The 20,086-nt window shown below is 64.3% G+C and carries 17 protein-coding genes; 12 read left to right on the forward strand and 5 right to left on the reverse strand.

Annotated elements, in window-relative coordinates; all coding sequences use genetic code 11:
* Window positions 1–7: 7 nt before the first annotated feature.
* Entirely contained in the window at window positions 8–2,287 is a 2,280-nt protein-coding gene (locus tag KHY18_RS01180) for an ATP-dependent DNA helicase (protein ID WP_213293378.1), read from the reverse strand.
* Window positions 2,284–3,945, reverse strand: a complete 1,662-nt coding sequence (locus tag KHY18_RS01185) for a VRR-NUC domain-containing protein (protein WP_213293451.1) — start codon at window positions 3,943–3,945, stop codon at window positions 2,284–2,286. Before KHY18_RS01185 ends, KHY18_RS01180 begins: the two co-directional genes overlap by 4 nt.
* Before the next feature lie 362 nt (window positions 3,946–4,307).
* On the opposite strand from KHY18_RS01185, the gene KHY18_RS01190 reads away from it, so the two are divergent.
* The 12 genes from KHY18_RS01190 to KHY18_RS01245 all read left to right on the forward strand — a co-directional run bounded on the left by KHY18_RS01190 (window position 4,308) and on the right by KHY18_RS01245 (window position 18,075).
* Window positions 4,308–5,507, forward strand: coding sequence for an ABC transporter substrate-binding protein (locus tag KHY18_RS01190; protein ID WP_213293379.1), 1,200 nt, complete (start codon window positions 4,308–4,310; stop codon window positions 5,505–5,507).
* Between the two features lie 97 nt (window positions 5,508–5,604).
* Complete coding sequence (locus KHY18_RS01195) at window positions 5,605–6,522, forward strand: branched-chain amino acid ABC transporter permease (RefSeq protein WP_213293380.1); 918 nt, start codon at window positions 5,605–5,607, stop codon at window positions 6,520–6,522.
* A gap of 11 nt (window positions 6,523–6,533) precedes the next feature.
* Window positions 6,534–7,493: a branched-chain amino acid ABC transporter permease gene (locus tag KHY18_RS01200; protein ID WP_213293382.1), complete on the forward strand. Its 960-nt coding sequence runs from the start codon at window positions 6,534–6,536 to the stop codon at window positions 7,491–7,493.
* Window positions 7,490–8,245 carry an ABC transporter ATP-binding protein gene (locus KHY18_RS01205; RefSeq protein ID WP_213293384.1) on the forward strand — a complete coding sequence of 252 codons (756 nt, stop codon included), beginning with the start codon at window positions 7,490–7,492 and terminating at the stop codon, window positions 8,243–8,245. Before KHY18_RS01200 ends, KHY18_RS01205 begins: the two co-directional genes overlap by 4 nt.
* Window positions 8,242–8,958 (forward strand): ABC transporter ATP-binding protein, encoded by a 717-nt coding sequence (locus KHY18_RS01210; RefSeq protein WP_213293386.1) that lies wholly within the window; start codon window positions 8,242–8,244, stop codon window positions 8,956–8,958. The genes KHY18_RS01205 and KHY18_RS01210 overlap by 4 nt, the downstream gene beginning before the upstream one ends.
* Window positions 8,959–9,073: 115 nt before the next feature.
* Complete coding sequence (locus KHY18_RS01215; RefSeq protein ID WP_249728828.1) at window positions 9,074–9,652, forward strand: GspH/FimT family pseudopilin; 579 nt, start codon at window positions 9,074–9,076, stop codon at window positions 9,650–9,652.
* Window positions 9,649–10,266, forward strand: a complete 618-nt coding sequence (gene pilV / locus KHY18_RS01220; protein WP_249728829.1) for a type IV pilus modification protein PilV — start codon at window positions 9,649–9,651, stop codon at window positions 10,264–10,266. Before KHY18_RS01215 ends, pilV begins: the two co-directional genes overlap by 4 nt.
* A 7-nt stretch (window positions 10,267–10,273) precedes the next feature.
* On the forward strand, window positions 10,274–11,146 hold the full coding sequence (locus tag KHY18_RS01225) for a PilW family protein (RefSeq protein ID WP_213293388.1): 873 nt from the start codon (window positions 10,274–10,276) through the stop codon (window positions 11,144–11,146).
* A gap of 19 nt (window positions 11,147–11,165) precedes the next feature.
* Complete coding sequence (locus KHY18_RS01230) at window positions 11,166–11,918, forward strand: pilus assembly PilX family protein (RefSeq protein ID WP_213293390.1); 753 nt, start codon at window positions 11,166–11,168, stop codon at window positions 11,916–11,918.
* A gap of 64 nt (window positions 11,919–11,982) precedes the next feature.
* Window positions 11,983–15,507, forward strand: a complete 3,525-nt coding sequence (locus KHY18_RS01235) for a pilus assembly protein (RefSeq protein WP_213293392.1) — start codon at window positions 11,983–11,985, stop codon at window positions 15,505–15,507.
* A gap of 14 nt (window positions 15,508–15,521) precedes the next feature.
* Entirely contained in the window at window positions 15,522–15,971 is a 450-nt protein-coding gene (locus tag KHY18_RS01240; RefSeq protein WP_213293394.1) for a type IV pilin protein, read from the forward strand.
* Between the two features lie 40 nt (window positions 15,972–16,011).
* The gene (locus KHY18_RS01245; RefSeq protein WP_213293396.1) at window positions 16,012–18,075 is read left to right on the forward strand and encodes a BCCT family transporter; all 2,064 of its coding nucleotides are present in this window, start codon (window positions 16,012–16,014) and stop codon (window positions 18,073–18,075) included.
* A gap of 215 nt (window positions 18,076–18,290) precedes the next feature.
* Here the strand turns inward: KHY18_RS01245 and KHY18_RS01250 are convergent, their stop codons facing one another.
* The 3 genes from KHY18_RS01250 to KHY18_RS01260 are packed head-to-tail and all read right to left on the reverse strand — an operon-like array spanning window position 18,291 to window position 20,030.
* Window positions 18,291–18,962, reverse strand: coding sequence for a DUF799 domain-containing protein (locus KHY18_RS01250; protein WP_213293398.1), 672 nt, complete (start codon window positions 18,960–18,962; stop codon window positions 18,291–18,293).
* A 1-nt stretch (window position 18,963) separates the two neighbouring features.
* Complete coding sequence (locus tag KHY18_RS01255; protein WP_213293399.1) at window positions 18,964–19,329, reverse strand: DUF4810 domain-containing protein; 366 nt, start codon at window positions 19,327–19,329, stop codon at window positions 18,964–18,966.
* Window positions 19,330–19,340: 11 nt separating this feature from the next.
* Entirely contained in the window at window positions 19,341–20,030 is a 690-nt protein-coding gene (locus tag KHY18_RS01260) for a CsgG/HfaB family protein (protein ID WP_213293401.1), read from the reverse strand.
* Between the last annotated feature and the right edge of the window lie 56 nt (window positions 20,031–20,086).

Genomic DNA, 20,086 nt, shown 5'->3' on the forward strand with positions numbered 1-20,086 from the left:
CTGGCGCTCAGCCCCACCAAACGGGCATCAGCCGCCGCACTTCATCGCGCGCAAAACGGTCGTCCATCAGAAACAGCTCGCCGGTATCTTTTTCGGACCGGATCACGCGGCCCGCGGCCTGCACCACCTTGCGCAGGCCGGGAAACAGATAGGTGTAGTCGTAGCCGGTGCGCATGCCGAAGCGCTGCTGCATACAGCGCTTCATGCTTTCGTTGACCGGGTTGAGTTGCGGCAGGCCCAGCGTGGCGATGAACGCGCCTATCAGCCGATCGCCGGGAAGGTCTATGCCTTCGCCGAACGCTCCGCCCAGCACCGCAAAGCCCAGGCCCTGGCCGCCGGCCTGGAAGCGGTCTATGAAAGCCTGGCGGCTGTCGGTGCCCATGGCGCGCACCTGGCGCCAGACCGGCGGCGCATCGGGGCGCGCGCACAGCGCGTCGGCGACACGCTCCAGATAGTCGAAGCTGCTGAAAAAGCACAGGTAGTTGCCGGGGCGCTTGTGGAACTGGTCGCAGATCAGCGCGACGATGCGGTCGATCGAAGCTTCGCGGTCCTGGTAGCGCGTGGACACATCGCGCACGATGTGCACGGCCAGCTGCGCGGCCTTGAACGGCGCGGGAACGTCGATCCACGGCGTGTCTGCGGGCAGGCCCAGCGTGTCGCGGTAGAACGCGGCCGGGCTCAGCGTGCCCGAGAACAGCACCGTCGCATGCGCGGCCGCATGGCGCGCGAGCAGGTGGGGCGCGGGAATCACATTGCGCACGCACAGCGTGGCCGCGCGCTTGCGCCCGCGCTGCGGCGCGAGCAGGGTGATGTCGAACAGCGCGTTGTCGTCGAGCTTTTCTTCAAGCACGGCGAACTGCAGCGCCTCGAGATAAAAGCCCAGCACCGGGTCGCCGGGCAGCATGGGGTGATCGGCGTTGGCTTCGGCGATCAGCGAGACGGCTTTTTGCAGTGCGGCCATGAAGTCGAGCGGCACCTGCGCATGGCATTCATAGGTCTGCTGCTGGCTTTCATGCAGCGTGTTCCACGCGCGCTGCAGTGCGTTCAGCGACGTGCGAATGCGGCCCTTGGCGTGTTTGCGCGCCGCCGCGAGCGCGAGCGGCGACAGCTCGGCGGTGTACATGCTGCGCGCGCGGTCCAGCAGGTTGTGCGCCTCGTCGACCAGCACGCCGACTTTCCAGTGATTGGCCTGGGTCAACGCATGCAGCATCGCCGAGCCGTCGTAGAAGTAGTTGTAGTCGCCGATGACCACATCGCTCCAGCGGGCCACTTCCTGCGTGAGGTAGTAGGGGCAGATGTCGTGGGCCAGCGCCGCTTCGCGCAGGCGCGCGCTGTCCCAGACGGCGTGCACGTTCAGCACCGCGGCGCGCGCTTCGGGAAGGCGGTCGTAGAAGCCCTTGGCCAGCGGGCAGGAGTCGCCGTGGCAGGCCTTGTCGGGGTGCTCGCAGCTTTTCTCGCGCGACTGCAGCGTGAGCGCGCGCAGCGGCGCAGCGCCTGTGCTTTGCAGCTGGTGGTTGACCTGGGTCAGCGCCTGCGTGGCCAGGCCATGGCCCGTGCCCTTGGCGGTCAGGAAGAAGATCTTGTCCAGGCCTTGATCGGGGCAGGCCTTGAGCATGGGAAACAACGTGCCTATGGTCTTGCCAATGCCTGTAGGCGCCTGGGCCATCAGGCAGTTGCCGCCTTCGGGCGCGCGCGCGCAGCGGTAGACGGCGACTGACAGCGTGCGCTGGCCGGCGCGAAAAGTGCCCAAGGGAAAGGCCAGCGCCGTGAGCGCCGCATCGCGCGCGCGGCGGTGGGCGTCTTCGCTTTGCGCCCAGCGCAGAAAGCGCGCGCATTGCGTCTCGAAGAACGCCTGCAGTTCGGCGGCCTCGAAGACTTCGGTGATGGCGTGCTCTTTCTGGTTGCCGATGTTGAAGTAGATCAGCGCCACCTTGAGCCGCGCCAGCGCGCGTTCGCGGCACAGCAGATGGCCGTAGATCTTCGCCTGCGCCCAATGCAGAGCGCGGTGGTTGGCGCGGATCGCGTCGAGGTTGCCGCGGTAGGTCTTGATTTCTTCGAGCTGCCCGGCCGCGGCGTCGTAGCCGTCGGCGCGGCCGCGCACGCGCAGCGTTTCGTAGTCGCCCTGCAGCGCCACTTCGGCTTCGTAATCGGCGCCGCGCCGTGACTGCACCAGCTGATGGCCTTCTATGCCCTGCAGCGCCGTGGGCGCGGGCGTGAAGCGCAGATCGAGGTCGCCCTGCTTGGCGGTGAACTCGCACAGCGTGCGCACGGAGACGGTGTAGCTCACGGCGCGTCCCCGGCCACGCGCCATTGCACATGGCATACGCTCACGGGAATGCCGTGCTCACTGCAGTATTGCAGCCAGCGGATCTGGTTGTCCTGCAGTTTGTCGCCAGGGCCTTTGACTTCGACGAGTTCGTAGCGCTGTTCGGCGGGCCAGAAACGCACCAGGTCGGGAAAGCCGCTGCGATTGGTCTTGACGTCGGCCATCAGCCGCGTGAACAGCAGCTTCAGATGCGCAGCGCTGATGCAGTCGAGCGCCAGGCGCAGCAGCGGCTCGGTCAGCAGGCCCCAGAACACAAACGGCGACTGCACGCCTTGCTTTTCGGCGTAGCGCGCCAGAATGGTGTGTGTGTAGTCGGCGGTGTCGAGCTCGGCGAGGCAGCGCGCGAACTCGGTCGCGCGGCGCGCGCTGAAGTCGGGCGCGCTCAGATCGGCCGGGCCGCTTTGGAACGGATGGAAGAAAGCACCCTGCACGGGTGCGAAGATCGCGGGCCAGCACAGCAGGCCGAACAGCGAGTTGATCAGCGCGTTCTCGACATAGAACACCGGGCTGGTGTCGGTGTGCCAATGCGCACGCAGCGCGAATTCCACGGACAGCGGCGCCGCGGGCGGATCGAGCACGATGTCCGCGCGCATCTGCACCAGCACCTGATTGGCCGCCGGGCGCGGGCGCGCTTTTGCCAGGCCCGTGTTGCGCAGCAGGCGCGGCAGCATGCGCCGCAATTTCTGCAGTTCTTCGTCGCCTTCGGGCGCCTGTTGCGCCAGCAGCGCCTGCTGCAAGGCTTCTTCATGGCGCTCCAGGCGTTCGAGCACGCGAATGCGCCGGTGGCGCGCGCCGGGGTAGCTGCACTGCGCATAGGTTTGCAGCGCTTCGTCCCAGAGCGCGGCGCGCTCGCAGGCATTGCCCAGGCGCAGCAGCAGCTTGGCGCGGCGTTTTTCCAGCCAGGGGTTGGGGCTTTCGCAGGCGGTCAGCGACTGCAGCACGGCAGCGCTGTCGGCGCCGTCTTCCAGTGCCTGCCTGCAGGCCTGCAGCGCAAGATAAGCGTCGATGTCGGCACGCGTCTGAAAGGCGCGCGAAGCGGCGTCGAAGGCCACGCTTTCGTACTTGAACACGCCCAGGTCGGCGAGCACGAACTCGGTCCAGTTCTGGTGCAGGTTGCCGAAGAACATCAGCCGCAGGCGCTCGCTGAGTTCGCCCAGCATCACGCGCCATACGGGCTCGCTGGCCTGCGGATGCCATTCGGCGTAGCGCCGCGGCGCGACATGCACGCTGGCCAATGCTTGCAGCCAGTCGGATTTGCGCGTGCCGCTGCCGCGCGCTTCGCCTGCGAACACGCTGGTGAGTTCGGCGCGCGTGTGCAGATCGAACAGCTCGTCGAGCTGCATGGGGGTCTCGGTATCGAGCCAGCCCAGAGCGAGCAAGGGTTGGGCCGCGGCTTCTATCCCCGGAATCTCGTCATAGACCAGCTTGGACGCGCGAAACCACGGCCCGCGGCGCATCAGCATGCGCACCAGCAAGGCCTGGGACAGCGGCGCCAGCGCGCCGAACTGCGCGAGAAAGTCGCGTTCGCGCGCATCGAGCAGGTCGCTGTAGCGCTGCTCTATCCAGGCCAGCGCGCGCTCGAAGTTGTGCAGATAGTAATAGCGGTGCGGGGGCACCAGACCGACGGTCACCATGTTTCAATCCGCAGTCTTGGCCTGCAGGGGCCGCGCGCCGGCAGGTGGGCGCGCAACGCGCAAATCAGGGCCATCGACAGGTGTGAGCATGTGCATACTGTACATAAGTACATGTTTTTGGACTGAAAAAGAACCCATGGAACGCACTTTGCTACTTTGTCTGTAGCGAGGCGTGCTGCCGGCGCGCGCGCCTTGGCGTTTTGTGGCATTCGCGCCAGCGCCAGGCGCGGCGCCGCATTTGTCGTTCATCCTGCGGGCATCCGCAGGCACAATCGCTGCTTGCAAAAGATGGGGGGATGCGTGCCGCATCCGTGGGGTCGATCGCAATTTCAAATCCAGAGGTCACAATGTTTGCTCTTTTCGCTTCCCGGTTAGTCAAGGGTGTTGCCACGGTTGCCGTGGGTTCGGTGGCCGTGCTGGCCCAGGCGCAGACGCCGGCTCCGATCAAGGTGGGTGTGGCGCTGGACATTTCGGGCCCGTTCGCGGCGCCCGGCGCTGAAATTCGCGACGGCCTGAATCTGGCCATCAAGCTGCTGGGCAGCAAGCTCGGCGGCGTGCCCGCCGAATTCATCCAGGCCGACATGGCCGGCAACCCCGAGCAGGCGCGCCAGTTGGTCGACCGCTTCATCCAGCGCGAAAAGATCGATCTGTTCACCGGCCCCGTGGCTTCGAACGTGGCGCTGGCCGTGGGCCCCACGCTGTTCGCGGCCAAGGTGCCTTACCTGTCGGCCAATGCAGGCCCCAGCCAGCTCGCGGGCGCGCAGTGCAATGCCTACTTCTTCGGCACCAGCTACCAGAACGATTCCATGCACGAGGCCGCGGGCCAGTACGCCGCCAACAAGGGCTACAACAAGGTCGTGATCATGGCGCCCAACTACCCCGCGGGCAAGGATGCGCTCAACGGTTTCAAGCGCCTGTACAAGAAGCCGCTGGCCGACGAGATCTACACCAAGGTCGGTCAGCTCGACTTCGCCGCCGAGCTGGCCCAGCTGCGCGCGGCCAAGCCCGAAGCGGTCTACATCTTCCAGGCCGGCGGCATGGGCATCAACTTCATCAAGCAGTTCATGGCCGCGGGCCTGAACAAGGACATCACGCTGATCTCCTCGCCGTTCACTGCCGACGAGGACATCATCCCGGCCGTGGGCAACTCGATGGTCGGCCTGTTCAACGCCTCGTCGTATGCGCATGACCTGCCGGTGGCCGCCAACCAGAAATTCGTCGCCGAGTTCCGCAAGGCCTACAACGGCCGCTACCCGTCGCTGTACGCGGCGTTCGCGTACGACGTGGTGATGAACATGGACGCGGCGGTCAAGCAATTGGGCGGCAAGGTCAGCGACAAGCCGGCGCTGGCCAAGGCGCTCAAGACCGCGTCATTCGACTCGGTGCGCGGCCCGGTCAAGTACGGCAACAACCAGTTCCTGATCCAGGACTATTACCTGCGCAAGGTGGTGCAGGGCGCCGACGGCCGCGTGACCAATCAGCTGCAGCCGGGCAAGGTGCTGACTGCGCATCAGGATGCGTTTGCCAGCCAATGCGCCTTGAAGTAATTGGGCTGGGAGTTCGAGGGCGGGCCGTTCATCCTTCGATCGTTCGACAGGCTCAGGACTCAGGACGAACGGATAACCCGATGGCGCGGAGCGGCGAATGGATGTGACTTTTTTTCTCGAACAGATCTTCAACGGTCTGGGCTATGGCTTCATGCTGTTCCTGCTCGCGGCCGGGCTGACGCTGGTGTTCGGCATCATGGATACGCTGAACCTGGCCCACGGCTCGCTGTTCATGGTCGGCGGCTATGTGTCGGCGAGCGTGCATGCGCAATCGGGGTCGTTCATCGCCGCGGTGCTGGTCGCCGTGGTGGTGACGGTGCTGCTGGCCGTGCTGCTGGAAGCCTTGCTGGTGCGCAAGCTCTACGGCCGCGACCATCTGTCCCAGGTGCTGGCGACGTTCGGCATCGTGCTGGTCGCCGATGACGTGGTGAAGTTCATCTGGGGGCCGTCGCCCATCATGGCGCCCACGCCCGCGCTGCTGTCGGGGCCCATCGAGCTGCTGGGCCTGCCGTATCCGTCGTACCGTCTGCTGATCCTCACGGCAGGCCTGGCCGTGGCCGCGGGGCTTTATCTGCTGGTCAATCACAGCAAGCTGGGCATGCTGGTGCGCGCGGGCGCGTCGAACCGGGCCATGGCCGAGTTCATGGGCGTGCGCGTGTCGCGGGTCTTCACCATCGTGTTCGCGCTGGGCGCGGCGCTCGCGGCGCTGGCGGGCGCGCTGATGGGGCCGATCAGCGCCGTACAGATAGGCATGGGGGAGTCGATCCTGATTCCCGCGCTGGTGGTGATCGTGATCGGCGGCATTGGCTCGGTGCGCGGCGCGTTCGTCGCGAGCCTGCTGGTTGGCCTGGTCGATACCGCCGGCCGCGCTTTTTTGCCGCCGCTGCTGCGCGAAGTGCTGTCGCCCGCGCTGGCCGCCGATGTCGGCCCCGCGATCTCGAGCATCGCCATGTACATGCTGATGGCCGGCGTGCTGGTCTTCAAGCCTTCGGGACTGTTCCCGGCCCGTGTATGAGTGAGTCTTCCATGAATTCCAAGGCTTCGCCCTGGGGCGCGCGCGCCGGCATCGCCGTGCTGGTGCTGGCCCTGGCGCTGGTTCCGCTGCTCGCGCCGCTGTTCGATCTCGATTACTACACCGGCTTCGTGCGCCGGCTGATGATCGTCGCGCTGGCCGCGGCGAGCCTGAATTTCCTGATGGGCCGCGTGGGCCTGGTGGCGCTGGGCCATGCGGGCTTTGTCGGCGTGGGCGCATACGCGGTCGCGGCGCTGGCCGAGGCCGGCTTTTCTTCGGCCTGGCTGATCTGGGGCGTGGCGAGCGTGGCGGGCGTGGTCGTTGCCGGCCTCATAGGCGCGGTCGCGCTGCGCACCAAGGGCGTGTACTTCATCATGATCACGCTGGCGTTCGCGCAGATGCTGTTCTATCTCGCGGTGTCGCTGCGCAAGTACGGCGGCGACGACGGCTATACGCTCTACGCGCCGCTGAATCTGATCGGCGGCGAGAACGCGATCGCTGCCAGCGGCGCGCCGCTGTATTGGGTGGTGCTGGCCATCGTGGCGCTGGTGCTGCTGGCGCTGTGGCGTGTCGAAGCCTCGCATTTCGGCCGCGCGCTCGAAGGCATTCGCGACAACGAGACGCGCATGCAGGCCATGGGCTATCCCACCTACCTTCTGAAGCTGTGCGCATTCGCCGCGGCCGGCGGTGTCGCCAGTCTGTCGGGCGCGCTGATCGCGACGCAAAACGGCTTCATCAGCCCCTCGCTGATGCACTGGACGCAATCGGCGCTGTTCATCGTGATGGTGGTCATAGGCGGCGTGGGCCGGCGCTGGGGCGCGCCGCTGGGCGTGGCCGTGTGGCTGGTGTTCGAGGAAGTGCTCAAGCAATTCACCGAGTACTGGCATGCGCCCATGGGTCTGCTGCTGATTGCCGTGGTGTTTCTCGCGCCCAAGGGCTTGTCCGCACTCGCATCGAGAAAGGCCGCGCCATGACGCTGCTGGTCGCGCATCAACTCGTCAAGCGCTTCGGCGCGCTGCTGGCCACGGACCATGTGAGCTTTGCGGTGAACGCCGGCGAAATCCACGCCTTGATAGGCCCCAACGGCGCGGGCAAGTCGACGCTGGTCAATCTGATTTCGGGGCTGCTGCCCGCCGATGGCGGCACGCTGTCGCTCGATGGCGTGGATCTCACGCACCTCGCGCCGCACCGGCGCGTGGCCGCGGGGCTGTCGCGCTGTTTCCAGGTGACCAGCATCTTCCCGCAGCAGACCGTGGGCGAGAACCTGCTGCTCGCGGTGCAGGCGCATGCGGGCTCGAGCTTTCGCTTCGCCAGGCGCCGTGAAACCGACCATGATCTGCTCGCGGCCGCGCAGGCGCTCGCCGAGCGCGTGACGCTGGCCGGTGAGTGGAGCCGCGTCGCCGGCACCTTGCCGCATGGCGCGCAGCGCAAGCTCGATGTGGCGCTGGCGATCGCCGCGGCACCGAAGCTGCTGCTGCTCGACGAGCCCATGGCGGGCATGGGCCCGGTCGAGTCGGCCGAAATGGTCGAGCTGATTCAACGCCTGCGCCAGGACATGGCCATTTTGCTGATTGAACATGACATGGACGCGGTATTCCAGCTCGCCGACCGCATTTCGGTGCTGGTCTACGGCAAGGTGCTGACCAGCGGCACGGCGGCCGAGATCCAGGCCGATGCGCAGGTGCAGGCGGTGTATCTGGGCACCGAAGAAGAGGTGGGCGCATGAGCACGACTCCCTTGCTGGCCTGCGAAGGCCTCGAAGCCGGCTATGGCGCGAGCCAGGTGCTGTTCGGCATCGATTTCCACATCATGCAGGGCGAAGTGGTGACGCTGCTGGGCCGCAATGGCATGGGCAAGAGCACCACCATCAAGACCATCATCGGTGCGCTCAGGCCCAGCAAGGGCGAAGTGCGCTTCGCGGGTGAGTCGGTGAAAGCCAGGTCGCCCGACGCGATCGCGCGCCTGGGCGTGGCCATCGTGCCCGAAGGGCGCCACTGCTTTCCGAATCTCTCGGTGCGCGAGCACCTGGTGGCGTTCGCCGCGCAGCGCAACGGCCAGCGCGACGCCTGGACCCTGGAGCGCATCTACGGTGTGTTCCCGCGCCTCAAGGAGCGCGAGCACCACATGGGCAACCAGCTGTCGGGCGGCGAGCAGCAGATGCTCGCCATAGGCCGCGCGCTGTCGACCAATCCGCGGCTGCTGATTCTCGACGAGGCCACGGAAGGCCTGGCGCCCGTGATCCGCGAGGAAATCTGGCGCTGCCTGGCGACGCTCAGGGACGCGGGCCAGACGATTCTCGTGGTCGACAAATACGTGCACCGGCTCGTGGCCCTGGCCGACCGCCATGTGATTCTCGAGCGCGGCAATGCGGTCTGGCAGGGCACGTCCGCCGAGCTCAATGCCGATCGCGGGCTGTGGCACCAGCATTTGGGTGTGTGAGCGCCGCTATTGCATCGAAAGCCGATGCACGCCCGAATAGCGCGCATTTTCCGTCCGACGAACGGTGGTGCGAAGACGACAGGGTGTAATTCAATTTGTGTCTTTTGTTGCTAACATGCATCCGACCTTGGCCTTTTCCTTCCCGGTAGATATGCATTCAACAACAAGCGGTAAGCGCGATCATGGCTTTACCCTGATAGAGCTTTTGGTGGTGGTGTCAATGCTGTCGATCCTCACGGCCATGGCGCTGCCCAGCTTCAAACTCCTGATCGATCGCTGGCGCGTGCAGCAGACGGTCGACAATCTTCGCTCCACCATGTTCTATGCGCGCTCCGAGGCCATTCGCCGTGGCGGCGATGTCTATGTCGAAAAACTGCCCAAGACCACGCCGGGCTGCACGCTCGCCATAGATGCCACGGATTGGGATTGCGGCTGGGTGGTGTTCATTGACGCCAATAAAGATCAGAAGTGGGATGCGGGCGAAGAGATCCAGCGCTTTTCCGCGTCGTCCAGCTTGACGGTGACCCGTTCCGCCGCTTCCGCTACGATCGCCATCGACCGCTGGGGCATGATCGACGGCGGCGATGTGGGCTTCAAGATCGCGCCTTATCCGTCGTCCGGCACCTCGCCGCTGACCAAGGATGTATGCATCGAGGCCAGCGGACGCATTGCCTCCCGCACCTGTTCCACATGATGGCCCGCAAGCGCCGCGGCATGCGCCGCCAGCGAGGCATCTCGCTGATCGAGTCCTTGATCGCCATGGTGGTCATGGCCCTGGGCATTCTGGGCATCGTGGGCGTGCAGATGCGCACGCTCACCGATACGCAGTCCGGCGTGCGCCGCGCCCAGGCAATCCGGCTGATCGACGATCTGGGCGAACGCCTGCAGAACAACCCGGATGCCCTCAACAATCTGACAACCTACACGACCAGCCCGGGCGCAAGCACCGACTGTGCGGCCGGGGCCTGCACGCCCGCCCAGCTGGCGGCTTTCGATATCCGCCAATGGCGCCTCAATGTGACCGCGGCACTGCCCGGAGGCAGCGCCACGGTGTTTGTTCCCCAGGGCGGAGCGCGGCAATTGGGCGTGATGATCGGCTGGAGCGAAAACCGCTTCAATGCCGGCGGAACCACGGGGACAACGGCGCAGACGACGGCGCTCAACGCGCCGCTCAAGGTCAGCGGCACGAATGCGGCCGGTGAACTGAACTGTCCCGACGGCCAGAGCTGCCATATCCAGTACCTGCAGCCGACCCAGCGCTGCGCGCCCTGGACCATTGGCGGTACCAGCCTTTACTGCGCCAACTGAAATCACCATGTCCACTTCGCGTCATACGCGCCCCTCAGCGGCGCTGCGTTCGCCCGTACACAGCCGCGGCGTCTCATTGGTCGAGCTGCTGGTCGGCATTGCCCTGGGCCTGGTCGTGGTGGCGGTGGCGATGGCTTCGCTCATGACCTCGCGCGGCATCACCGGCACCGTCACCGAATCCACGGCAATGCAGCAGCAGGCCTCCTATGCGTTTCGCGTCATAGGCCAGCAACTGCGCCAGGCCGGCAGCCTGGAGCTCAGCCTCACCCCTTCCATCGTGCCCGGCGCAGACCCCAACTCGGTGATGACGCCGGTCGCGTTCGATCCGCCCGATCCCGCAGGCACGCGGGCGCAGTTCGATCGCGGCGTCAGCACCATCGCGGGTACGGGCACGACCACACCGACGTTCACCGTCGGCTATCAGAACTACGTGGAATCGGTGACGGCCGCGGATGATCCGGTCACCGCCTCGCTGCTGCGCGACTGCATAGGCAAGAACGAGGTGACGTCGGGCGTTCCCGATGCCGCCGTGCTGGTCAGCACGTTTGCGCGCGATGCAAACTCCAATGCACTTGTTTGCGCGGGTACGGGCAGTGAAACGCGCCGGGCCATCATTTCCAATGTGACGGACATGCGCGTGCGCTATGTCGTGCAAAGCCCTCTGACCACGAACCTGCAGTACTTCGCCAACCCGGCCAGTGTGGGCAACTGGCGCAATGTGTATGCGCTTGAGGTCTGCCTCGAACTCAGCGGCACCGAAACGGTGTCCACGCCGGGCGCGCAGTACACCAATTGCAGCGGCACCAAGACTTCCTACGGGGACCGCCTGCGCATGGTGTTCCGCAACGTCTACCAGATTCGCAGCCAGGGTCAGCTCTAGCCGCCAGCCCCACACACCCATGCCACGCTCGCTTTCCTCCTTCTCCTTGCGCCGCAGCCGCCGCTCCCAGCGCGGCGTGGCGCTGTATGTCGTGATCGTGTTCGTCATGCTGTCGATGCTGCTGGCCTCGTGGGCTGCGCGTGGCAGCCTGTTCAACGAGATCGTGGTCGGCAACGATGCCGACTATCGCCGCGCATTCGAGGCCGCGCAGGCCATGCTGCAAGACGCGGAATTCGATATCCGCGGCGTCCAGCCCAGCGGCGAAGCCTGCCTGCCTGTCCCGACAAAGACCGATGTATGCCGCACCGCTGCCACCGCGGTGTATTTCGATATCGAAACCAAGGATCTCGAGAGCAATCTGGCCGTCGTCAAGACCAACAGCCCGACCACCGGTTGCTACAAGGGAATCTGCGAAAAGCGCATAGGCGCGCAGGATTTCTGGAACAACAAGACGCTGCTCACGGCAATGATGGCCCAGAACGTCGGTGCACGCTATGGACAGTTCACCGGTGCGGACGCAGCCGGCACGGCGAATCCGTTGCTATCGGTGCAAACGGCCGGCAGCGGCGCCTGGTACTGGGTTGAAATCCTGCCCTATATCGACCCGAATGTTTCGTTGCTGTCGAGCGTGCCTGCGGGCTCCAATGTCGACCGTTTTTCGCCGTCGCGCAAGAGATTGATGGTCTACCGCATCACGGCGATCGCACGCGGCAACAAGCCGAGCACCGAAGTCGTGTTGCAGTCTGTGCTGTCCGTCCAGGCCTTCGAGTAACGGCGGCCCCCTTGTTTTTCCTTTATCTGCCAGCAGCCGTGCCCAGTGCACTGGAAGTCTGATCATGCGAGCCCCTTCCCATCTGCCCCGTGTCACTCTTGCTCTTCTGATTGCCGCGATCGGCGCTCCGGCCTCGGCCGCACAGATGAACTTCGTGCAATATCCGGCCGGAACAGCCTACAAGGCGCCGATTCCGAATGTGATCCTGTCGGTGGATACTTCCGGGAGTATGGCCTTTTGCGATGTCAGTGGAACATGCACCACGTCAAAGCAGCGCCTTACCTATGTGAAGCAAGGCTTGCAAGCCACGCTGATCGACAGCACCAAGTATGACGAGCAGTTCCGGCTGTCCTGGCAGTCGTTTGCTTGCGACAGCATTCCATCGAGCCGAGGGAATTGCAGCAGTGACAATTCCATCGCCAAGTTTTCCGGCGCGCACAAGACCAATTTCAAGTCCTGGGTGTCGAATCTGACCGCAACGGGATCCACCCCATCTCATAACCTGGTGTATAGCGCGGGCGAATACCTCAAGACCACGGGCAAAGACAGCCCTTGGAATGCCGTTCCGGGCACGGCGGACAGCGCTCCGCTTGCCTGCCGGCGTGCCTACCATATCTTCCTGACAGATGGCGGCTGGAACTTTTCCTATGGCAGCATTACAAGTGCGTTCAAGAACGCAATGAAATTGCCAAATGCCAGTGCCACCATTCCGGTGCAGAACATCGATTCAAGAGCGGCCACGTTTCCCGATGGAAAGAGTTATTCGGACTCCAGCGCGCAGACAAGAATCTACCGCGACGATCATAAGAATCAAACCCGCATCACAACATCGAATAGGGTCAATACCTATTACGCCTATCCCACGCTCGCGGAGCTGGCGTTCAATTACTGGTCGACGGATCTGCAGCCTGGCATCAACAACGAATTGAAAGCCAAGATTCGCAAGACCGGGCAGGAGACATTCACCTCCGGGTCCAGATCGGTCATGTTCGATGAGTACTGGAACCCCAGAAACGATCCCGCCAGCTGGCAGCATCTGGTGCAATACACAATTGGCTACGGCGCTTCGGCCGGCACGCTGAAAAAGAACAATCCGACGTCTCCGCAGTTCACTGGCGGAGTGTTTGGTATGTATGACATCGGCTTTGCTTCGCTCGCGACGGGTGCGACCACTTGGGATAATGTGGCCTCCGAAGATGCGGACGGCGATTATGACGACTACCGCCCACAGGAAATGTGGCACATGGCGGTCAATAGTCGCGGCAAGTTCTACCCGGTCGCTGGCGGTGATCTGTCCGGGGTGTTTGCCGATATCTTTGATGACATCATTGTCGACACAACGGCACCCGTGAGCGGCACCACGTCGGAGTCGCGCTCGGTCAGCCGGGTCGGAACGCAGTCTTACCAGACCAATTACATCGCCGCCGATGACGCAAATTCGCTCGACAACCGCTGGTATGGATATGTCACTTCCAGCGCCATCGCCACCGATGGCACGACCAAGCCGAATCTGGACTGGGGCGTGGTCGACACCCGCAGCGTCACCAGCGCCGATAAGCTCGATGCGCGCACCGACATCGCGCAACGCCTGATCGTTTCCTACGATATACAGAAGACCGCCAACAAGGGAATTTCGTTCAAGTGGGCCAATCTGAGCACGGCGGCCACCAACCCGACGCCCACGGCGGCGTCGGTGAAAATGTGGCTGCAAAAAGGCACGATAGGCAGCACCACCACCTTCAATGGCGACGGCCGCGGCGAAGACCGGCTCAATTTCATTCGCGGGGATCGCACCAAGGAGCAGAAAACCGGCAACACCGGCGCGACTTTCCGCAACCGCAAGAGCCGCCAGGGCGATATCGTCAATTCGGCGATCTGGTACACGGGCACGCCGACCAATGGTCATGCGGCCACCAGCTATCGTACTTTCGCTGCCGACCATCGCGCGCGCCTGCCCATGTTGTACGTCGGTGGCAACGATGGCATGCTGCATGGCTTCTCGGCCGAAGACGGCAGCGAGAAGCTGGCCTACATTCCCCATGGCGTGTTGCAGAATCTGGCCAAGCTGACGGACCGTGTCGACCCGGTGTATACCCACCAGTACTACGTTGACGGCTCGCCGTTTACCGGCGATGTGGATATCGGCACGACCAGTCCGCAGTGGCGCACGTATCTCGCGGGAACGCTGGGTGCGGGTGGGCGCGGCTATTTCGTGCTCGATGTCACCAAGCCCGGGTCCGCCAAGGAAAAATCGGGGGTCAGCAACGAGTTCACCGAAGCCAATGCGGCCAATCTGGTCGTGCTCGACAAGACCGCGGCCGCGGTCGGCGATGCCTTGCCGTCGGGCGGCAAGCCCGTGGACCCCAATGCGCACGCGGATATCGGCCACATCATGGGCACGCCGGTGGTGTCCGAAAGCAACCAGCAGCGCGCCTTGCAGATCACGCGCACCAACAACAATCGCTGGGCGCTGATTTTGGGTAACGGCTACAACAGCCTCAACGAGCGTCCTGTGCTGCTGATCCAGTATCTGGACGGAACCAAGGAACTCAAGACCATTCCCGCGGTCGCCACCACGTCGGCCGAGGCCGTGGCCAATGGCTTGTCGACGCCCCAGTTTCTCGATGTCAACAGCGACGGCGCGCCTGATTATGTCTATGCAGGCGATCTGCGCGGCAACCTGTGGAAGTTCGATATTTCGAGTGCCGATGCAACACGTTGGGGCGTGGCATTCGATGGCAATCCGCTGTTTACGGCCAACTATTCGGCCTCCGCGGGCAACTCGAGCCGCCAGCCGATCACGGTTCCGCCCGTGGTGCGTCCCAACCGCATAGTGGGCGGTCTGATGGTCGCGTTCGGTACCGGCCAAAGCCTGACAGAGGAAGACCGCGCCGACCGTGCCGTGCAGACGATCTACTCGGTTCTCGACAACACGCGTTACGCGATCGTGGCGACGGGTACGGACAAAGGCAAGGTCACGATAGACGCCAGCAATCCTGTGCCTGCCACTGTCTCGGGGCGTTCGTCGCTGGTCTCCCTGGGAGTGAGTGCATCCAGCCTGACCCCGGGAACGGACGAAGCTTCTAGCCGTTCGTTCTGGCAATTCACCGGCGCGGTGGCCGGGACCGAAAGGGCCAGCACCGAAGTGAACTACAAGTGTGAAGCGACGGCCACGAACTGCACCGTCAAGAAGGGCTGGTACATGGATCTGCCCGTCACCGGCGAGCGCGTGACGACCAACCTGGATTACTACGATGGCAGCGGCCTGTTGGAGATCATCAGCGAAGTGCCGGCTTCGGGCAGCGCGACCGCCGCGGGCGAGGAAATCTGCGCGCCCACGCCGCAATCCGCCAAGCCGTTTCGCACGCTGATCAACATCGCCACGGGCAGAGCGCCTTCGGTTGGGGTGATGTACATGGGCAAGGACATGGGCTACGGCCTGCACTTTAGCCGCATGACGGCCTCTAGCAAGGAACTGCGCGTCTCCACCAAGGGCGAGCAGATTCGTATCGGCAACGACGGCAAGAGGGACAGGCTTGCGCGCCTGCCCGAAGTGCTGATCCGCCCCAACTGGCGCCAACTCAAATAATGAAGATTCCCGCAATGCAAGCCGTTTCCCGCAGCCGATACAAGAACCCGCAGCAGGGCTTCACGTTGATCGAAATGTTGATTGCCGTGGCCCTGGTCGGCATCCTCGCTGCCGTGGCCATTCCCAGCTACAGCGAATATGTGCGCCGCGGCCACCGCGCCGAGGCGCGCGCAGGCCTGCTGCAGGCGGCCCAGTGGATGGAGCGCGCATCGACGGCGACCGGCGCCTATCCAACGATCAATGCGTTCAACGCCACCACGCTGACCACGGTGCCTTCGAGCAGATATACCATTGCCATCGATGCGGGCCGCACGGATTCCACCTACTCCTTGACCGCGACGCCGCAAAATGCCCAGACGGGTGACCGATGCGGTGCGTTCACGCTGCGCCAGGACGGCCTGCGCGGCGCGAACGGCAAGAAAGCCAATGAAGCCGGCTATGAAAGCAACTGCTGGTCCCAATGACGGTGTTTGAATCCGGCCCAGGCCATCTCAGGAGGTATGTATGGATCAACCTGCAAACCGGGAGGCGGATGCCCCTCCCCGGATGACCTTCTCGGCCCCGGTGGTCGTGCCCTCGCTGCTCGTGCTGGGCGCACTGCTGGTGCTGTGCGGCGTTTTTCCGCAACTGGCCGACCGCGTTTTTTCCGGCGCCCAGGCCTGGGTGATCAGACACTTCGACTGGTTCTACACCATCGTCGTGTCGATGTTCCCGGTGTTTCTGGTGCTGCTGGCGTTCAGCCGCTACGGCGATATCCGCCTCGGGCCCGACGACGCCAAGCCGGAGTTCAATTTCATTTCGTGGAGCGCCATGCTGTTTGCCGCAGGCATGGGCATAGGGCTGATGTACTTCGGCGTGGGCGAGCCGCTGCAGCATTACCTGAACCCGCCTACGCAAGTCGCGGGCACGCCCGCGGCGGCGCGCGAAGCGCTGACTTCGACTTTCTTTCACTGGGGCATACACGCCTGGTCTGTCTATGGCGTGATGGGCCTGGTGCTCGCGTACTTCGGTTTTCGCTACAACCTGCCGCTGACCATGCGCTCGGGCCTGTACCCGCTGCTGCAGCAGCGCATCAACGGGCCCATAGGCCATGGCGTCGATGCGTTCGCGCTCGTGGGCACGATTGCCGGCCTGGCGACGACGCTGGGCTATGGCGCGCTGCAGCTGGCCGCGGGCCTGCACATCGTGACCGGCTGGGACACCGGCACCACGGCGTTTCGCGTCGGCCTGATAGTGGTGGTCGTGGGCCTGGCCGGGCTGTCGGCCGCCTCGGGCCTCGACAAGGGCGTGCGCCGGCTGTCGGAAATCAATCTGATGCTGACTTTCATCCTGTTGGGCTTTGTGCTGATCTTCGGGCCCACGGTCTACCTGTTCCAGGCGTTCAGCGAGAACATCGGCAACTACCTGTCCAACCTCGTGAGCCTGTCGCTGCGCACGTTCGCCTACGAGCCCGCGCAGGACCCGGCCTGGTTCGGCGGCTGGACGATTCTCTACTGGGCCTGGTGGATTTCCTGGTCGCCTTTCGTGGGCATGTTCATCGCGCGCATTTCGCGCGGCCGCACGGTGCGTGAGTTCATCGTCGGGGTGCTGCTGATTCCCACGGCGTTCAACCTGCTGTGGATGACGGCCTTCGGCAACGGCGCGATCTGGATCGACACCCATGTGGCCCAGGGCGCGCTGGCGCAGACCGCGGGCAATGTCGATGCGCTGCTGTTCCGTTTCTTCGAGTACCTGCCGCTGGCCAAGACCGTGTCGTGGCTGGCGATCGTGCTGATCGCGCTGTTCTTCGTGACGTCGGCCGACTCGGGCGCCTATGTGGTCGATGCGATTGCGTCGCGCGGCCATCCGCGCTCGCCGGTGTGGCAGCGGCTGTTCTGGGCGGGCGTGCTGGGCGTCACCGCGATCGCGCTGCTGCTCGCCGGCGGCCTCAAGGCGCTGCAGGCGCTGACGCTGATCGCGGCCTTGCCCGTGGCGGCGATCATGGCGGTGCTGTGCGTGGGCCTGTGGCGCGGCATGAAAGCCGACCTGCGCAATGCCTCACAGGACTGGGCGCCAGCGACGAGTTTCTGGAACGGCGAGCACTGGCGCAAGCGCCTGGAGCTGATCGTGCGCCAGCCGACTTCCGTCGATGTGCAGCGCTTTCTGCAAAAAACCGTGCTGCCCGCGATGCGCGAAGTGGCCGCGGAAATGGAGCGCCAGGGTGTGCATGCGGTCGTGCACGACAACAGCGCGGCCACGCAGGGCGACGATGCGGGCGCGGTGCGCCTGGTCATTCCTATCGCCGAGCTGCGTGACTTTGTCTATGGCGTGCGCCCGGTCAAGCGCAAGCTGCCCGGTTTCATCCTGACCGAAGTCACCGATGAAGACGCCAATGTGCGCCGCCATGTGGTCGAGCCCATGACCTTCTTTGCCGATGGGCGCGAAGGTTACGACATCCAGTATTTGCGCCGGGAAGAACTGATTGCCGATATCTTGCGCAACTACGAGCGCTACCTGTCGCTGAGCGCCGACCAGCGCAATCTGCTGCTCAACCGCGCGCCAGGGCATGCGAGCGAAGGTGCGGCCTGAGCGGCTTGCCGGTTTCAGGCGTTGGCGGCCTTCTTGGGGGCGGCGCGGCTCTTGCTCGGAGTCGCAGGGTTGAGACATACGTATCTCAAGGGCCACAGACTCACAATCAGCAGACCTTCCGGCGGCGCTGCCTTGCGTCGTCTGGAGACTTTGGGCATGGGCTGCGGCTTGCTCGGGGTCACGGGGGTGGAGTGCGTCCATTGCATGGTCACACCTCACTTGTTGCCGCGCATGGGCGAGCGCGGCCCATACAGCAGTCCGTTCGGGCCGCCCGCGGACAGCAGCCGCTGCGTGGCGATGCCGGCGACGTTGTGCGAGGCGTCGGTGGCCGTGCTCAGGATCTGATTGACCAGCGCGCTGATCAATATGCCGGCCGGGCCGCTGGCAGCGTTCTGCTTGTTTTCCTTGTTGGAGGCCGACGCTTCGCCGGACCACAGCAGCGCACCGGTGCGCAGATCCACCAACTGCGCTTGCGCGGTGACCACGGTGGCGCTGTCGATCACCAGATAGGTGCTGCCGTAGCGCGTGATCTTGATGCGCAGCGCGGCGTCGGCGCCGAAGATTTCCCTGAGCTTGGGGGCGGGAATCTCATGGATGTCTTCAGCGATATGCATGCCGTTTTCGCGCAATGTTTCGGTCACCAGCGTCACGGGCATCACGTAGTAGCCGGCCTCGGCCAGTGGATACGTGGCATGGGACAGCACGCTCGCCGTGGCCTGCACTTCGGGCGCTTCGTTGATGGGCGGAAGTACCAGGATAGATGCGGGGTTTGCGGCAAGGAAGGCGCTGTAATCGCGCGTGTGCGTGCTCGCGCATCCCGTGATCCAGACGCAGGCGAGAAGCCAGGCGCACCGCTGCAGCGCCTTGGGAATCGAAAGTGTTTGCATGTCAGGTCCCGTTCTTCTTCAGGTTGCCGATGAGGTAGTCGATGAACTGGGTCGACTCTGGAAACGCGGCCTTTTCGCGCTCCCAGGCATGCAGGACATCGTTGGTGCGGCCGGCTTTCAGATACAGCAGCCCGAGGTGGGCCTGATAGCCCGGCGGCAGCGCGGCATGCGTGCCGACGTTCTGCGCAATGCCTTTTTCCAGGGCCTGTATCTGTTGCTCGGGCGAGGCGTCGGCGTTCTTGAGGTAGCTGTACACCTGGGCCGGGTAGCCATTCCACTGGTAGAGCGGCTGTGGCGCGGCGCAGCCCAGCAGCAGCCCGGTTAGGCCCAGCGCCGCGGCCCGCAAAATGAGAGCGTTGGTTTTCATGCGCCGGCCTTTCAGCGTGGGGCCGCGGACAGTGCGGGCAGCAGGCCCGCGTCCACGGCTTCGCCCAGGCGATCGGTGGCTTCGCGTATCGCCAGGTCGAGGACCTTGCCGTTGAGCGTGGCGTCGTAGCTGGCGCTGCCGCCAAAGCCGATGATTTCGCGGTTCGACAGCTGGTATTCACCCGAGCCCTGGACCGAGCGCACGACTTCCGCGGTGCGGATGTCGACGATGCTCAGCGTGACCTTGGCGTAGGCGATCTGGGTCTTGCCGCGGCCCAGCACGCCGAAGAACTGCTTGTCGCCGACTTCCTTGCGGCCGAACTCGGAGACAGCGCCCGTCACGACGTAATCGGCGCTCTTGAGTTGCTGGGCGCTGCCGCGCAGATTGGCTTCGAACTGGGTCTCGGCCATGTTGTCGCGGTCCAGCACATTGAAGCGCTGGGTCTGCTGCAGATGGCTGATGAGAATGGTCTTTGCCTGGCTGCCGAGGCTATCGACGCCGGAGGAAAAAGCGCCGCGCATGAAGCTCGAGCGGTTGTCGAACTTGCCCACGGCAATCGGGCGGCGCGGGCCCTGGTAGCTGCGCGTGGCCGCCTTGGTCTGGGAGACGGTCAGGGCCTGGGAAGTCTCCGTCGCGCAGCCTGCCAGAATCAAGGGAGCGCAGAGGGCGGCACAGGCAGTGAGCAAGAGAAGTGGACGCATGATGGTGATGTCGGTTGATTGATAAATAAATGATAATTAGATATTTGATAGTTTTC

The sequence above is a fragment of the Acidovorax sp. CCYZU-2555 genome (assembly GCF_018413525.1).
In the GTDB taxonomy this organism is placed as follows: Bacteria; Pseudomonadota; Gammaproteobacteria; order Burkholderiales; family Burkholderiaceae_C; genus Comamonas.

Bases quoted from the DNA above. Each gene is read 5' to 3' on its own strand.
- KHY18_RS01190 (WP_213293379.1), top strand. From the start codon at position 4,308: ATGTTTGCTCTTTTCGCTTCCCGGTTAGTCAAGGGTGTTGCCACGGTT.
- KHY18_RS01195 (WP_213293380.1), top strand. From the start codon at position 5,605: ATGGATGTGACTTTTTTTCTCGAACAGATCTTCAACGGTCTGGGCTAT.
- KHY18_RS01200 (WP_213293382.1), top strand. From the start codon at position 6,534: ATGAATTCCAAGGCTTCGCCCTGGGGCGCGCGCGCCGGCATCGCCGTG.
- KHY18_RS01205 (WP_213293384.1), top strand. From the start codon at position 7,490: ATGACGCTGCTGGTCGCGCATCAACTCGTCAAGCGCTTCGGCGCGCTG.
- KHY18_RS01210 (WP_213293386.1), top strand. From the start codon at position 8,242: ATGAGCACGACTCCCTTGCTGGCCTGCGAAGGCCTCGAAGCCGGCTAT.
- KHY18_RS01215 (WP_249728828.1), top strand. From the start codon at position 9,074: ATGCATCCGACCTTGGCCTTTTCCTTCCCGGTAGATATGCATTCAACA.
- pilV (WP_249728829.1), top strand. From the start codon at position 9,649: ATGATGGCCCGCAAGCGCCGCGGCATGCGCCGCCAGCGAGGCATCTCG.
- KHY18_RS01225 (WP_213293388.1), top strand. From the start codon at position 10,274: ATGTCCACTTCGCGTCATACGCGCCCCTCAGCGGCGCTGCGTTCGCCC.
- KHY18_RS01230 (WP_213293390.1), top strand. From the start codon at position 11,166: ATGCCACGCTCGCTTTCCTCCTTCTCCTTGCGCCGCAGCCGCCGCTCC.
- KHY18_RS01235 (WP_213293392.1), top strand. From the start codon at position 11,983: ATGCGAGCCCCTTCCCATCTGCCCCGTGTCACTCTTGCTCTTCTGATT.
- KHY18_RS01240 (WP_213293394.1), top strand. From the start codon at position 15,522: ATGCAAGCCGTTTCCCGCAGCCGATACAAGAACCCGCAGCAGGGCTTC.
- KHY18_RS01245 (WP_213293396.1), top strand. From the start codon at position 16,012: ATGGATCAACCTGCAAACCGGGAGGCGGATGCCCCTCCCCGGATGACC.
- KHY18_RS01250 (WP_213293398.1), bottom strand. From the start codon at position 18,962: ATGCAAACACTTTCGATTCCCAAGGCGCTGCAGCGGTGCGCCTGGCTT.
- KHY18_RS01255 (WP_213293399.1), bottom strand. From the start codon at position 19,329: ATGAAAACCAACGCTCTCATTTTGCGGGCCGCGGCGCTGGGCCTAACC.
- KHY18_RS01260 (WP_213293401.1), bottom strand. From the start codon at position 20,030: ATGCGTCCACTTCTCTTGCTCACTGCCTGTGCCGCCCTCTGCGCTCCC.